Here is a 14,266-nt window from a genome sequence, read left to right as displayed (position 1 = left end):
TCAGACGAACACGTAACCGCTCAGGTAGCGGTAGATGCCGAGCAGCCACGCGAACACCCAGAAGATGACGTAGCCGAAGACGCCGACGCGGAGGCGGCCGCGCCACGCGCCCATGTTCTCGTGGAGGTCGTCGAGCGACACGTCCTGGTCCGGGTCGCGGTAGAGGTCGGCCTCCCACTTGGCCTGGAAGATGCGGACGATTCCCGTGAGCGCGAAAATGAGCATCGCGTACGCCTGCAGGCCGAGAATCGCGTGGAGGGCGCTGAGCCCGTTGAGCTGCTGAAAGAGCCGGGGGAGCATCCACGTGACGACCGGGACCGTGTTCAACACGAGCCCGGGGAAGATGATTTTGAGGTGGTAGACGAGCACGTCCCACGACACCGTCTCGGCGTCGATCATTATCCACGCGCCGTAGAGGTAAAACGGGAAGCTGGCCGTGACGGTAATCGCGGCGAGCGTGGCGAGCGTCGTCTCGTCTGCCATCGCACGGCGTTAGAACCCGGTCGGCCTAAAGGGACCGATGCGCCGCGTCCCGTTCGAGCGCTAGACCACGCGACAGGGGCTAAACGTCGGCCGCGACCGCCGGGATTCGAGCGCCGGACCACCCCCGTTCGAGCGCCGGACCAGCGGGCGGTCGCTTCCGATGGGCGGCTCGTGGCCGACCGCCCGCGACGAACGCGGTTCGGGGTCGGAACACGTTTACCGGCGTGGACCCTACTCCGTGGCGATGTCAGACTCGTCTTCCGCCCCGGCCGACGACGGCTCGTCACCGGACGCGGACGCCGACGCCGCGATGTCCGACGCGGAGCTCGCGGCCCTCCGCGAGGAGGTCGAAGCCAAGTACGACTTCGAGAACTTCGGCCCGGCCGACATGGCGAAGATGACCCCCGAAGAGTGGGACGCCGCGTTCGACCCCGATTCGTGGGTCGTCGGCGAGGAGTTGCTCGACCGCGTCGAACAGGAACTCCGCTACCGCGTCGCGATTCGCGAGGTGTTCGCCGTCCTCGAACGCGTGACGGAAAACGGCGAGCCACGGATTCTCGCGTACTCCGACGAGGGCTACGCCGTCGTCTACCCGGACGGGAGCGTCGAGGGCGAGGGGACCGTCCTCCGCGACGTGAAACCGACCGTCGCGCTCTGTTCGATGGAGGACTTCGAAGTGAACGACGCGCCCGAGACCGTCAGGCTCCCCGAACCCGAAGAGGTCGCACAGGGGACCGGCGACTTCGGCAACCGAATGCTCCAAATCGTCGCGTTCGGGCAGCTACTCGGTGGGTTCGCGCTCATCGGCGCGTGGCTCGTCCTCCCCGACCTCGATTCGATTATCGCGCCGCTGGCCGGTCTGGGCTTTCTCGTCATCGGCTTTTTCCTCTTCGTCGTCGTGGCGAACGCCCGGCTCTCGGACCGCTTCCGCGCCGAGGAGTACCGAGACAGGCTCCGCGTCATGGGTCTCGAAGGCGGGTCGCGCCCCGAGTTCGTCCCGACGTTCGACGGGGACGAGAACGTCGCGTCCTTGGTCGAGGCCCCCGAGAGAGACGCCCTCAGTTCTGAGGGCTGAGACCGGCGCGCACTCACCTCGCAAACACCCTCCGTGACGGCATAGTCGGTGGGTTTAAGCGCGTCCCATCCTGACGAACGACCGTATGAAAAGGCGGGAGTTTCTCCGAACGGCTGGCGGTGCGACAGCCGCCGCGACCGCTGCCGCCGGGACCGCTGCTGCGCAGGAAGGCGGCGGTGGAGCGCAGGTTCAACCCGACTTCGGTGGCTACCTCGACGGCGTCGACGGAGGCTACGAAGACCTCCGCGGTCAGAGCGAAGTCACCATCGAGGTCGGCGCGTCCGGCAACGGAGGTAACCTTGCGTTCGCACCGGCTGGCATCTGGATCGACCCCGGCACGACCGTGACGTGGGAGTGGACCGGCGAAGGCGGCGGCCACAACGTCGTCGCGAGCGAGGGCGCGTCGCTCGACTCCGGCGCGGCCGTCTCCGAGGCCGGAACGACCTACGAGTTCACCTTCGAGAGCGGTGGTATCACGAAGTACCACTGCGTGCCCCACGAGGCGCTCGGTATGCTCGGCGCGGTCGCCGTCGGCGACGACGTGGCGACTATCAGCACCGGCGGTGGCGGCGAGAAGGAACTGTACGAACTCGGCGTCCCGATTCAGGCCCACTGGGTCGGCTCGGCGACGATTCTGGGCATCCTCGTCACCATCATCTACACGTTCTTCATCTTGAAGTACGGCGAGTCCCCAAATACGGGTAACACCGGAGGTGGCGAATAATGTCTTCGACCGGCAGCACATACGGCGATATTCACCGATACGAACCGGCGCGAGAGAGCACCGCAGCGGCCATCGCAATCGTCCTCCTGACGATTATCGAGGTCGTGTTCGTGTTCCTCTTCACCTACGGCTTCGTCTCCGGGTGGGGCCTGACGGACACGGGGAACATGTTCCTCGGCGGCGTCCTCGCCGTCATCTTCGTGGACCTCGCGTTCATCCTCGCGCTGTACCGCAAGGAGTTCCTCCCCGACGTGATGATCGTGAAAAAGCGGCGTCGCAAGTGGGAAGACCTCTACGTCCGCGAGGAGGACGTCGACGGTGTCACCTTCAGCAGCGACGACGCGTGGGAACAGGTCAAACGCGCGGTGTACCCCTACTACAAGCGATAAACCATGAGTCTCGAACGCAAAGACGACTACGACCACAAGGCCTGGATGAAAAAGAAGGACCTCACCCCGGTCGAGGCCACCTTCCTCACCACGCTCATCTGGCTGGATAAGCGACTCCGCATCGTCGATTATCTGGAACTTCTGGAGACGCTCTACTACCGAGTCAACCTCCAGATGCCGAAGAGCCACACCGAGCAGTACAACCTCGACAACAAGTTCTGGTACTGGTACCCCCTGTACACGCTCGGCTTGTTCTCGACGCTCGCGTACGTCGTCGCGGCGATAAGTGGTGCCCTTCTCGGGTTCTACTACTCCCCGGCGACGACCGGTGACCCCACGACGGCCTACAGCAGTATCGAATTCATCATGCGCGACCTGCAGTTCGGCTTCATGCTCCGCTCCGTCCACCGCTGGGCGGCGCAGGTCATGGTCGCGGCCGTGTTCCTGCACATGCTCCGTGTCTACTTCACGGGGTCGTACAAGGAACCCCGCGAGCTGAACTGGCTTCTCGGCATCGTCCTGATCAGCCTGACGATGGTGTTCGGGTACACCGGATACCTCCTTCCGTGGGACCAGCTAGCCTACTGGGCGGGGCAGATCGGCGTCGAGATGTCGCTGTCGGTCCCGCTCGCCGGTGAGTGGGTCGCACAGCTCCTGTTCGGCGGCTTCTCGCTGAGCCAGTCGACGCTACAGCGCATGTACATCATCCACGTGTTCCTGCTCCCGTTCGTCGTGACGACGCTCATCGCGATCCACATCGGCATCGTGTGGGTGCAGGGCATCGCGGAGCCGCACTGAGGTGACAATCATGAGCGACAACGAACCCGAAAACGAGGAGATTCGATCCGACGGCGCGGGCATCGTAGCCCCCGACGACGAGACGCCCACTTGGAGCGAGCGCAAGGCTCGTAAGACGGGGCTCTCCCGGCTCACCTACGAGTACTTCGAACGCGCACGCCGCGAAGACCAGGACCTCCGCACGGAGTCCGACTACGTCGAACGCGATGTCCTGGCGTTCCCAACTTGGCCCCACGAGACCGTCCGCAACCTCTCTATCGCGTCGTTCTTCGTCGGGATGATCCTGTTCCTCTCGGCGACCATGCCGCCTCACATCGGCAACCCCGCGAATCCGTCGAGCACCCCGGCGATTATCCTGCCCGACTGGTACCTCTACTGGTCGTTCGGCCTGCTCAAGCTCAACCCGCTGAACCCCGAGCTGGCCATCCTCGGCGGGCAGAAGCTGATGGCCGACCGCACCTACGGCGTGCTGGCGAACGGTGTCGTCGTCGGCTTCATCGCCATCGTGCCCTTCCTCAACAAGGGCTCGGCCCGGCGACCCGTCGAGCAGCCGTTCTGGTCCGCGGTCGGCGTCTTCGGCGTCGTGTTCGCGATGACCATCTCGCTTCTGGCCATCAAGAACCTCATGCCGATGAACGTCGACCTGCTGTTCGACCTGACGTTCCTGCTCCCGTTCGTCTTCGGGACCATCACCTACGCGGTGCTGAAGACGATGCGCGAGGGGTACATGTACAACCTCAACCGCCGCTACTACCGGCTTCGCCCGCCGAAATAGAGCGGAACCACTACCAACCGTCCCTTCTTAGCGTCACTGATGACAGACAGCGACGCAACCGGTCGAACCGGCGACGCCGACGAGACGCGGCGCGGACGCCGCGGCCGGCGCGACATCGTCGTTCCCATGCGGCTCTACAAGACGATCACCGTCTTCTCGACGCTCATCGCCGTCGTCAGCGTGGTCCTCGGCTTCGTCTTCCTCGACGCCGCGACGCTGCAGGTGAGCGCGCTCCGCGCGGTCATCGCGGGCGCGCTCGGCGCGCTCGGAATCGGCGTCGGGGACGGTCTGCTGAGCACGGCCCTCGCGGTCTTCGGACTCGGTATCATCGCGTTCGGCGCGGTCGTCTACACGCTCGGGACCCGATTTCGCGCCCAAGGAATGGGAAAGTCTCAAGAGGACTCCGGCGAAGACTCGAACAATGGCTGACGAATTCATCAAGGGTCTGGGTATCCTGACCGGGTCCGGACTCGCGTGGCTGGTGCTCGCGTCGTGGTACCGGACGAGCAGTTTCGAGAGCACACAACAGCTCATCGAGCCGCTGTCGTCCGGTGCGACCGAGGGACTGTTCAACATCATCGCCGTCACCCTGATGGACGTGTTCCTCTGGTTCGCGCTTCTCGGCGCACTCACCTTCTGGGTGCTCATCCCGGCGGGTCACCAGATTATGTCCGCGCTCGAAGAGCGCCGCAACGCGCAGTAAGCCGACACCGCGCTCCGTTCTCCTCTCATCTCGCTTCGAGTCGACGAAGACCCCCCACAATAGCGGTCGCCCTCCCCGCCGCTCCCGCGTCGGATTGGAAAAACTCTAATGAGTCTCGCTCCGACGGTCCTGTATGCACCCACTACAGTTCCTCGTCCCGCTCGACCAGTTGGCGGCGGTCGAACCGGTTGTCCCGCACGTGGCGCTCGTGCTCGTGCTTGCGAACTTCGCGACGCGCTTCCTCGGTCACCGGTCGCACGTCCGACAGGCCAAGGAGGGTGGAGAGGAGGCCATCTCCCGGTACCTCCCGCACTCGATTAGTTCGGGTGCGCTCGTCTTGACCTCGTTCCTCTACCTGCTCGTCGAGCCGCACGGTGGCATGGTGCTGACCGTGCTGGTCGTCGGGATGTTCGTCACCGACTTCTTCGAGTTCGAAGCGCGCAAGGTCGAAGCCCGCACCGACAAGCCGCTCGAACGCCCGAACGGCTCGCTCGTCGCCGCGACGCTCGTGCTCCTGTACGCGGCGTTCCAGAGCCTCTTCTTCCTCGTCGCGGACTACTGGAACCTCATCGTCTAACTCCGCGACGCACTCTTCTCCGCGTCGTCACGCTCGCACCGCTCACGAGGAACACGTATTTTCGCCGCGCCGAGCGCCGCCGCTCGGTGTCTGAATCACGGCCGAGTGAGACGCTACTCGACGAGAAGCGGAACGCTCCCGTCGCGGTCGATGACCACCGATTCGGACGGGAGAACCTCCCGGACGACCTCGTCGTCGGCGACGAGCGACACGGGCGCGTCGTCGCGTTCGACCGACAGCCGGACGGGCGGTTGGAGGACCCACGAGTCCGTCTGCGTCGCGTACGGTGAGACGGGGACGACGGCGAGCCCGGCGGCCGGACCGACGACCGCGCCGCCCGCGGCGCGCGCGTAGCCGGAACTCCCGAGCGGAGTGGCGACGACGACGCCGTCGGCGCGGAACTCGTCGACCGGCGTCCAGCGCGCCGCCGCGTGCGACTCACCGGTCGGGTCCGACGAGAAGGGGACCGCCGCCTCCGCGTGGGTGACGCCGTACTCGGAGATGTGCGCCGGCTCGCTCGTGACGAGCATCGCGTCGAAGAGCGCGCGGGTCGCAGGGTCGCCGCCGACGCGGAGCGAGAGCGTCGGGTGGTCGACGACTCGGCCGTCACCCGCCGCGACCGCGGACAGCCGCGATTCGAGTCCGCGCCGCGGGGTCGACCACGGCGCGCCGCAGTCGACGGGGACGACCGGACACGACCACTCGGAGCCGAGCGCGACCGTCGAGAGCGCTGACTCGCCGACCGCGACGACGGCGTCCGCCTCGGCCGACGTCGGTTCGACCGACGCACCGACCGCTCTGACGGCGGTGGCGACCGAGTCGTCACCGACGATACCGAATCTCATCGTCGTCCACCCGCGGCGAGCCCCCGTAGCATCGTCCCGTGCTACGCCGCCGCGAATAAAAGCCCTCGTGGTTCGGTTGCGCGAGGTTCGGCGCGACCCGAGCGGGACGGCCGCGTCGCCGACCGCCTCAGAACGGCCAGTCGCCGGTGACTTTCATGCCCTCGGCCTGGTCTTCGGCTTCGAGCGCCGCCGCGATGTCCGCGGGGTCGGCGTGGGGAATCTCGCGGTCGGCGTCGGCGAGTTCGACGGTCAGTTCCGTCAGGAGAATCGCCTGCTCGCGGAGCGTCCGCGACTCCAGTTTCTCGATGGTGTCGGCGTGGGTGTGACCCCACCCGCGGCCGCGACCCTCCTTTTCGCTTCCGACCATGTACGCCGGGACGCCGTGGGCGACGAACGGCCAGTGGTCGCTGTGAGGGAGCTGTTCGGGGAGCGTCGAGATATCGTGGTCGAACCGCTCGGCGACGGCGTCGGCGACGGTTTCGAGCTCGCCGAAGCCGTGGGTCGTGAGCTTGAGCGTCCGCCCGGCGACGACGCCGTCGTTGTTGACGATGGCCTTCACGTTCGCCCGGTCGTCGCCGAGGCGGTCGGCCTCGTACTCGGAGCCGACGAGCCCGACTTCCTCCGCGCCGAAGCAGAGGAAGCGGACGCGCGTATCGAGTTCGTCCTCGCGGGCGGCGAGCGCGCGGGCGACCTCGACCACCATCGCGGTGCCCGCGCCGTTGTCCATCGCGCCCTCGGCGATGTCGTGGGCGTCGAGGTGGCTCGTGACGAGCACCTCCTCGTCGGTGTCGGGGCCGAGTTCGGCGTGGACGTTCCCGCTTTCGGCCGCGGGCGTCTCGCAGGTCACGTCGACGGTCACCTCGTCGCCGTCGAACCGGCGGCGGAGGCGCGCGCCGACCTCCTTGCTCACGCCGACGGCGGGGATGTCGCCGATGGGCGCTTCGGCGGTGCCGACGCTGCCCGTGGGCGGGAGTTGGCCGGGGACGTGGTTGGCGAAGACGAACGCGGCCGCGCCGGCCTCGACGGCGTAGTAGTACTTCTCGCGACGGTGGATGAAGCGGTCGTAGTGGTCGGGAACCGTCGTGGAGACGACGACGACCTTCCCCGAGAGGTCGCGGTCGAAGTCCTCGGGCAACCCGTAGCCGAGGTCGACCAGTTCGCCGCTCGCTGTTCCGGCGGGACTGCGCGGGAGCGCGATGCAGTCCTGCGTGGTGTCGGCGGCGTAGACGGCGCTGTCGCCGCGCTCCCAGCCCTGAATCTCGAATGGGTCGATGCGGGCGTTCCGCGCGCCGACGCGTTCGAGGGCGTCTCGCGTCGCCTCCATCGCCTCGCGCTCGCCGGGCGAACCGGTCATCCGGTTGCCGATGTCGACGAGCGTCTCGAGGTGGTTCCAGCCGACCTCGCTGGTGAACGTGTCGCCTATCCAGTCACTCATAGTGGACCGTCTCGCGGGGCCGTGGTAACCGTTGCGATGGGTCGAAAACGCGGCGGTGGTCAGGTGGAAAAACCGACCGACACCGGCGAGACGCTCGCTTCGAGGCGTCGCGGCCGCGACGGCGAGCGAACGGGGCCGAACCGCGACTCGACCCACGGGCGAACGGCAGGTTCAAGGACCATCTATCACGTACGTTCATTCATGACTGACGTGCGAATCGCCGGGGTCGGACTGACGAAGTTCGGCAGTCACCCCGAGCGAACCGGCCGCGACCTGTTCGCGGAGGCCGCCCTCGCCGCCCGCGAGGACGCCGGCGTCTCCCGCGACGACTACGAGGAAATCTTCTACGGCAACTTCATGGGCGAACTCGCCGAGAAGCAGGGCCACCAGGGGCCGGTCATGGCCGAGGCGGCCGGTCTCGACTGCCCCGCGACCCGCTACGAGCAGGCCTGCGCCTCCGCGGGCGTCGCCTTCCGACAGGCCGTCGCCGCGATTCGGAGCGGCGCGGCCGACGTGGTCCTCGCCGGCGGCATGGAGCGCATGAACAACCTCGGGACCGCCGAGGTGACCCAGTCGCTCGCCATCGCCGCGGACGAACTGTTCGAGGTCCGCGCGGGCGTCACGTTCCCCGGCGCGTACGCGCTCATGGCTCGCGCGTACTTCGACGCCTTCGGCGGCGACAGCGAGGACCTCGCGCACATCGCGGTGAAGAACCACGCCAACGCGATGCACAACGACTACGCGCAGTTCCACCGCGAAATCACCGTCGACGACGCCCTCGAAAGCCCCGTCGTCGCCGACCCGCTCACCCTCTACGACGCCTGTCCCATCACCGACGGCGCGAGCGCGGTCGTCCTCGTCAGCGACGACTACGCCGAGCGACACCGCCTCGACGCGCCCGTCTCCGTCACCGGATCGGGGCAGGGCGGCGACAAGGCCGCGCTCCAAGACAGGCCCCACCTCGCGCGGACGCCCGCCGCGACGAAAGCGGCCGACGCGGCCTACGCGGACGCCGGCATCGCCCCCGACGACGTGGACGTGGCCGAGGTCCACGACTGCTTTACCATCGCCGAGGTGCTCGCGCTCGAATCGCTCGGCCTCTACGACCACGGCGAGGGAGTCGGCGCGGCCGCCCGCGGCGAGACGACCCGCGACGGCGACCTCCCGGTGAACCTCTCGGGCGGCCTCAAGGCCAAGGGCCATCCCGTCGGCGCGACGGGAACCGCCCAAATCGTCGAGATGACGAAGCTCCTGCGCGGCGACCACGGCAACAGCGACGCCGTCCCGGACGCTCGGGTCGGCATCACCCACAACGCGGGCGGAACCGTCGCCAGCGCGGTCGTCCACGTCTTGGAGGTGGACCGATGAGCGACACCGGCTACGACGAGTGGCTGGCCGCAATCGCCGATGGCGAGGGCTACTACCTCGCGTGTCCGGACGGTCACGGCTCGCTCCCGCCGCGGCGCTCTTGTCCGCACTGCGGCGCGGCCGAGTTGACCGAAGAACCGCTCCCGGAGACGGGCGAGGTACTCACGTTCACCGAAGTGCACGTCCCCGCACCGAACTTCGCCGACGAAGCGCCCTACGTGACGGCTATCGCGTCGTTCGGCCCCGTCAAACTCACGGGCGTCGTCCGCGAGCTCCCCGCCGACGAGGTCGACCTCGGCGCGACCGTCTCGGCAGCCGTGGGCACGAACGCGACCACCGACGAGCAGTTGCTCGTGTTCCGACCCGCGAGCGAGTAGCGCCACACTCGTCGCACGCTATTTCTCACGCGCCTCGGCGGCTTCCAGCGGCGAGCGCCAGCCGAAGACGTACGAACCGAGAAGCCACGCCCAGAAGCCGAGCGCGAGGAGCGCGATGGCACCGTACAGAAACAGCGATAGGGAGTCGAGCATCGGTTCAGTTCGGGTGGCTGGTTCGGATTGGGGAGTCGAATTCGGGTCGCCGAGCGGTTCCCCTCAGTCGAGGGCGTCGCGGACGGTGTCGACGAAGGCGTTCGGGAACTCGACGTGCGGGAGCAACATCGCGTCGTCGAAGACGACGAGCGTGCAGTCCGCCGCGTCCGCGAGGTCGCGGCCCCGCTTCAGCGGCGTGATGTCGCTCTCGCGGCCCCAGACGAGCGTCGTCGGGACGTCAAGGGCCGACAGCGTCTCGCCGAGGTCGGTGTCGGTGTTGAGGTAGCCGGAGATGAACGACGCCGGCGCGAAGCGCGCGCCCTCCTGATGGGCGGTGCGCCACTCGTACTCCTGCCACTCCTCGCCCGCCTTCTCGGGGTCGTAGTAGCCGTGGTCGGCGTTGAAGTAACGAATCGAGGGTCGGGAGGCGACGACGTTGAACAGCGCCTCGCCGACGACCGGCGCGCGGACGAGTTCGCGGAGCCACTCCTTGGGGTCCGGGCCGCCGCGCGACGTGGGACAGACGAGGACGAACCGCGAGACCGACACGTCGTCTCGCTCCGCGGCGGCGACGGCGTAGGCCGCGGTGAGCGACGAGGCGACGACTGCGGGGTCGTCGTACTCGGCGAGGAAGTCGCCGACGAAGTCCTCGTAGAGCGCGGGCGAGTAGTACAGCGCCGGCCGGTCCGAAAGCCCGAATCCGGGGAGGTCGGGCGCGACGACGTGGTAGTCCTCGGCGAGGGTCGAAAACACCTCGCGGAACTCGCCGGACGACCCCGCGGCGTTGATGCCGTGGAGGAGGACGAGCGTCGGGTCGTCCTCGTCGCCGGCTTCGACGTACGAGACGTCCATACCGCGCCAGCGGTACGTCCCGTGGTTTCCGGAGAGCGGCGGTTCGAGGGGACCCACGCGTTTCGAGAGGGCGGCGTTGGTCGCGGCGGCGAGACCGACGCCCGCTGCGGCCAGTCCGATGGCTCGTCGGAGTTTCATGTCACGTAGATGGTGCGCGGTGGCCTTAATTCGCCCGCCCGTGGCGGGGTGACGGGTGACGGGCAACGGGCGGAACGTGGCGAGCGTCCCGCCCGAATCGCGGCCGTCTCGGTCGTCTCGGCGTCAGCCGTCTCAGCGTCAGTCGTCTCGACCGTCCAGACACTCCCGGAACGGTTCGAGCACGTCTTCTGCGACCGCGTAGGGGTCGGTCTCCTTTTCGACGACCGCCTCGGCGAACGCGTCGACCCCGCCGCGGCGGTCGAGCTCGGCTTCGAGGAGCCGGTTCACGTCGCTTCGGAGGAGCTGTCGAATCTCCTCTCCCGCGCGCTTGCGGGCCTTCTCCGCCAACTCGCCGGAGGCGTCGAGGTAGTCGCGGTGGTCGTCCAGCGTCTCGACCAACTCGTCGATTCCCTCGCCGGTCGTGGCGACGGTCTCGAGGACCTGTGGCGTCCAGACGGGCGGTTTGTCGCCGTCGGAAGGGTCATCCTCGGCGTCGACGTCGGCTTCGGCATCCCTCGCGTCCGCGTGCCCGCCGTGTCCGTGGCCGGCGTCGTCGAACGCCTCGGCCCCGTGGTGGCCCGTATCGAGGTTCGCCCGCGGGTCGTCGCGGAGGTGGATCATCTCCTGTAGTTCGGCGACGGTGCGCGACGCGCCCTCCATGTCGGCCTTGTTGACGACGAACAGGTCGCCGATTTCGAGGATGCCCGCCTTGAGCATCTGCACGTCGTCGCCGCTGCCGGGTTGGACGAGGACGACGACCGTGTCCGCGGTCTTCACCACGTCCACCTCGTTTTGCCCCGCGCCGACGGTCTCGATGATGATGCGGTCTTTCCCGAAGGCGTCGAGCGCCTTCACGGCGTCCGCGGTGGCGGTCGAGAGGCCGCCGAGTTGGCCGCGGGCGCTCATCGACCGGAAGAACACGTCCATGTCGCCGACGTTCGAGGCCATGCGGATGCGGTCGCCGAGGACGGCCCCGCCGGTGTACGGCGAGGAAGGGTCCACGGCGATGACGCCGACCGTTTCCCCTTGGTCGCGGTAGTACTTCGCAAGCTTGTCGACGAGCGTCGACTTGCCGGCACCCGGACTGCCCGTGATGCCGACGACGGAGGCGTCGCCCGTGTGGGCGTGGAGTTCCGAGACGATGTCCCGGTAGCCCGGCGACTGCGATTCGATTTTGGTGATGGCCCGCGCGAGCGCCCGGTGTTCGCCGTCGAGGAGTCGCTCGACGAGGTCGGATTCGACCGCCCGGCTCATCGTCACGCTCGCTCGGGCGCGTTTTCCTTCACGAAGTCGATGGTCTCCTGCATCGGCGTGCCGGGACCGAAGATGGCGTCGACGCCCTGTTCGAGGAGTCCTGGCCGGTCTTCTTCGGGGATGATGCCGCCGACGATGACGAGCGTGTCGTCGAGCGCGCCGTACTCTTCGAGGCCGGCCATCACCTTCGGGACGAGCGTGTTGTGCGCGCCGGAGAGGATGGAGATACCCAGTACGTCCACGTCCTCCTGGACCGTCGCCTGAATAATCTCGTCCGGAGCGCGATGCAGTCCGGAGTAGATGACTTCGAATCCCGCGTCGCGGAAGGCGCGAGAGATGACGTGTGCACCGCGGTCGTGGCCGTCCAGTCCCACCTTCGCGATGAGACACCGGATCGTTCGCTGTTCGGAGTCCGCGCTCATAGACGGGGATTCGATGTCCCGCGCTTTGACTCTAACGGAAAATAAGGCAGGTCCGATTCAGTCGTCCGCGGCGGGCGCGCTCCGGACGTACTCGTCGAGGAAGTCGGCTATCTGGGAGTACGCCTCGATGCGGTTCTCCAACTTCGAGAAGCCGTGGCCCTCGTCGTCGAAGATGAGTTCGCGGACGTGGGCGTGTTCTCTGGCCTCCTCGACGAGTTGGTGGGCCTCGCTGACCGGTACCCGCGGGTCGTTCTCGCCGTGGAGGACGAAAAGCGGCGCGCGAATCTTCTCGACGTTGTTGATGGGCGAGATGGATTCGAGGAACTCACGGTCGTCTTCGAGCGACCCGTACTCCGCCTCGCGGAGTTCGCGCCGCCAGTCGCCCGTGTTTTCGAGGAACGTCACGAAGTTGGCGATGCCGACGATGTCGACGCCGGCGGCCCACAGGTCCGGGTACTCGGTCATCGCCGCGAGCACCATGAACCCGCCGTACGAGCCGCCCATGGCGACGATTTTGTCGGGGTCGACGGCCGGGTGGTCGTGGAGCCACTCGACGGCGGCCTCGATGTCGGCGACGGAGTCCATCCGCTTTTCCACGTCGTCGAGGTGGCCGTAGGCCTTCCCGTAGCCCGCGGAGCCGCGGACGTTCGGCTCGAAGTAGGCGTAGCCCCGAGAGAGGAAGTACTGTTTGACCGACGAGAACGACGGCCTACGTTGGGACTCCGGCCCGCCGTGGATGTCCACGATGACGGGCGTCTCGCCCTCGGGTGACTCCTCGGGGAGCGTGAAGAACGCCGGGATGTCGCGGCCGTCGAACGTCGGGTACCGGACGAGTTCGGGCGAGACGAACGTATCGCGCGGGATGCCCGCCGTCGCCGCGAGCGTCCAGCGCTCGGCGTCGCCCGTGGCTAACTCGACCACGTAGACGTTCGCGGTGTCGGCGCTGGCGGTGACGGTGACCGCGGCGCGCTCGCCGTCCGGCGAGAACGAGACGCCGCCGGCGACGCCGTTCGGCAGGTCGGGCTGGGGGAGCAAGTCGATTCGGTCGGGCGCGGTGAGTTCTCCGAAGGTGAGTTCCGTGTACCCCTCGACGTTCCGGGAGTAGACGAGCCGGCGCGAGTCGTGGTCGATGCTGATGCCCTCGAGTTCGTGGTCGCCGCCGGTATCGACGGTGGTAAACTCCCCGGAGGCGAGCTCGTAGCGGACGAGTTCGAGCGTGTCGCTCCCGCGGTCGGTCACCATGTAGACGTTCTCGCCGTCCGGCCCCCACTCGGGGCTCTGGAAGCGGACCGTCCCCTGATGCGGCGTGATGTGGGTCAGTTCCCCCGTGGCGAGGTCGAGGACGGACACGTCCTGGTCGAAGTTCGAGTACGCCTCTTGGACGATGAGCTTCGAGTCGTCGGGCGACCATCCGCCGACGGTGAGCCAGCCGTCGCCCTCGTGGACGAGTTCGGCGTCGGTGCCGCTCCCGTTTCGGGCCTGCACGTACACGTCGAAGACGGCGTTGTCGCGGCGGTTGGAGGTGAACGCGAACCGCTCGCCGTCGCGGCTCCAGCCGCCCCAGCGGTGCTTGGCGTCGGGGTGTTCGGTCAGGTTCTCGATGACGCCGGTGTCGGGTTCGAGCCGGAACAACTGCGCGCGCTCGTTGCCGCCTTTGTCCATGCCGAAGGCCAGTTCGGGGCGTTCGGGCGACCACGAGGCGAAGGTGACGCGCTCCTCGTAGAACGTCCGCTGTTCGGGCCACGCGCCGGGCGAATCGACCGTCCAGACCTGCGGGACGCCCGTCGTGTCCATGAGGAACGACAGGCGCTCGCCGTCGGCCGAGAAGGACGCGCCGTAGGCGCTCCTGATGTTCAGGTAGCGCTCGATGTCGTACGTTCGCATACCTCGAATTGTCC

18 protein-coding genes are annotated in these 14,266 nt (G+C 67.5%); 10 read left to right on the top strand and 8 right to left on the bottom strand.

Features of this window, described 5'->3' with window-relative positions; translation table 11 throughout:
* Complete coding sequence (locus tag C5B91_RS02720; RefSeq protein ID WP_008092321.1) at positions 1 to 483, bottom strand: hypothetical protein; 483 nt, start codon at positions 481 to 483, stop codon at positions 1 to 3.
* Between the two features lie 244 nt (positions 484 to 727).
* On the opposite strand from C5B91_RS02720, the gene C5B91_RS02715 reads away from it, so the two are divergent.
* The 8 genes from C5B91_RS02715 to C5B91_RS02680 all read left to right on the top strand — a co-directional run bounded on the left by C5B91_RS02715 (position 728) and on the right by C5B91_RS02680 (position 5,524).
* On the top strand, positions 728 to 1,558 hold the full coding sequence (locus C5B91_RS02715) for a hypothetical protein (RefSeq protein WP_004044091.1): 831 nt from the start codon (positions 728 to 730) through the stop codon (positions 1,556 to 1,558).
* An 85-nt stretch (positions 1,559 to 1,643) separates the two neighbouring features.
* A complete protein-coding gene (locus C5B91_RS02710) occupies positions 1,644 to 2,282 on the top strand; it encodes a halocyanin domain-containing protein (protein WP_115819057.1) in 639 nt (212 codons plus the stop codon).
* The gene (locus C5B91_RS02705) at positions 2,282 to 2,671 is read left to right on the top strand and encodes a hypothetical protein (RefSeq protein ID WP_004971171.1); all 390 of its coding nucleotides are present in this window, start codon (positions 2,282 to 2,284) and stop codon (positions 2,669 to 2,671) included. The genes C5B91_RS02710 and C5B91_RS02705 overlap by 1 nt, the downstream gene beginning before the upstream one ends.
* Positions 2,672 to 2,674: 3 nt before the next feature.
* Positions 2,675 to 3,469: a cytochrome bc complex cytochrome b subunit gene (locus tag C5B91_RS02700; protein ID WP_004972586.1), complete on the top strand. Its 795-nt coding sequence runs from the start codon at positions 2,675 to 2,677 to the stop codon at positions 3,467 to 3,469.
* 10 nt (positions 3,470 to 3,479) lie between these two features.
* Complete coding sequence (locus C5B91_RS02695) at positions 3,480 to 4,244, top strand: cytochrome bc complex cytochrome b subunit (RefSeq protein WP_004972588.1); 765 nt, start codon at positions 3,480 to 3,482, stop codon at positions 4,242 to 4,244.
* Positions 4,245 to 4,283: 39 nt separating this feature from the next.
* A complete protein-coding gene (locus C5B91_RS02690) occupies positions 4,284 to 4,673 on the top strand; it encodes a hypothetical protein (RefSeq protein WP_008092315.1) in 390 nt (129 codons plus the stop codon).
* Complete coding sequence (locus tag C5B91_RS02685) at positions 4,666 to 4,947, top strand: hypothetical protein (RefSeq protein WP_004972591.1); 282 nt, start codon at positions 4,666 to 4,668, stop codon at positions 4,945 to 4,947. Before C5B91_RS02690 ends, C5B91_RS02685 begins: the two co-directional genes overlap by 8 nt.
* A 133-nt stretch (positions 4,948 to 5,080) precedes the next feature.
* A complete protein-coding gene (locus C5B91_RS02680; protein WP_008092312.1) occupies positions 5,081 to 5,524 on the top strand; it encodes a hypothetical protein in 444 nt (147 codons plus the stop codon).
* Between the two features lie 113 nt (positions 5,525 to 5,637).
* Here the strand turns inward: C5B91_RS02680 and C5B91_RS02675 are convergent, their stop codons facing one another.
* Positions 5,638 to 6,369 carry an NAD(+)/NADH kinase gene (locus C5B91_RS02675; protein WP_008092310.1) on the bottom strand — a complete coding sequence of 244 codons (732 nt, stop codon included), beginning with the start codon at positions 6,367 to 6,369 and terminating at the stop codon, positions 5,638 to 5,640.
* A gap of 127 nt (positions 6,370 to 6,496) precedes the next feature.
* The gene (locus C5B91_RS02670) at positions 6,497 to 7,804 is read right to left on the bottom strand and encodes a M28 family peptidase (protein WP_115819056.1); all 1,308 of its coding nucleotides are present in this window, start codon (positions 7,802 to 7,804) and stop codon (positions 6,497 to 6,499) included.
* A 201-nt stretch (positions 7,805 to 8,005) separates the two neighbouring features.
* On the opposite strand from C5B91_RS02670, the gene C5B91_RS02665 reads away from it, so the two are divergent.
* Positions 8,006 to 9,172 carry a thiolase domain-containing protein gene (locus C5B91_RS02665; RefSeq protein WP_049968179.1) on the top strand — a complete coding sequence of 389 codons (1,167 nt, stop codon included), beginning with the start codon at positions 8,006 to 8,008 and terminating at the stop codon, positions 9,170 to 9,172.
* Complete coding sequence (locus tag C5B91_RS02660) at positions 9,169 to 9,549, top strand: Zn-ribbon domain-containing OB-fold protein (RefSeq protein WP_008092307.1); 381 nt, start codon at positions 9,169 to 9,171, stop codon at positions 9,547 to 9,549. Before C5B91_RS02665 ends, C5B91_RS02660 begins: the two co-directional genes overlap by 4 nt.
* 18 nt (positions 9,550 to 9,567) lie before the next feature.
* Here C5B91_RS02660 and C5B91_RS22930 read toward each other — a convergent pair whose 3' ends face one another.
* The 5 genes from C5B91_RS22930 to C5B91_RS02640 all read right to left on the bottom strand — a co-directional run bounded on the left by C5B91_RS22930 (position 9,568) and on the right by C5B91_RS02640 (position 14,252).
* A complete protein-coding gene (locus C5B91_RS22930) occupies positions 9,568 to 9,702 on the bottom strand; it encodes a hypothetical protein (RefSeq protein ID WP_255409896.1) in 135 nt (44 codons plus the stop codon).
* Positions 9,703 to 9,765: 63 nt separating this feature from the next.
* Complete coding sequence (locus C5B91_RS02655) at positions 9,766 to 10,692, bottom strand: alpha/beta fold hydrolase (RefSeq protein ID WP_115819055.1); 927 nt, start codon at positions 10,690 to 10,692, stop codon at positions 9,766 to 9,768.
* A 138-nt stretch (positions 10,693 to 10,830) separates the two neighbouring features.
* Positions 10,831 to 11,946, bottom strand: coding sequence for a methylmalonyl Co-A mutase-associated GTPase MeaB (meaB, locus tag C5B91_RS02650; protein ID WP_115819300.1), 1,116 nt, complete (start codon positions 11,944 to 11,946; stop codon positions 10,831 to 10,833).
* 2 nt (positions 11,947 to 11,948) lie between these two features.
* Positions 11,949 to 12,368, bottom strand: a complete 420-nt coding sequence (locus C5B91_RS02645) for a cobalamin B12-binding domain-containing protein (protein WP_008092303.1) — start codon at positions 12,366 to 12,368, stop codon at positions 11,949 to 11,951.
* Between the two features lie 57 nt (positions 12,369 to 12,425).
* Entirely contained in the window at positions 12,426 to 14,252 is a 1,827-nt protein-coding gene (locus C5B91_RS02640; protein WP_008092302.1) for a S9 family peptidase, read from the bottom strand.
* Between the last annotated feature and the right edge of the window lie 14 nt (positions 14,253 to 14,266).

The sequence above is a fragment of the Haloferax sp. Atlit-10N genome (assembly GCF_003586325.1).
Taxonomy (GTDB): domain Archaea; phylum Halobacteriota; class Halobacteria; order Halobacteriales; family Haloferacaceae; genus Haloferax; species Haloferax prahovense.
The sequence above is the reverse complement of the archived record's forward strand: the minus strand, read 5'-3'. Positions and strand labels throughout refer to the sequence as shown.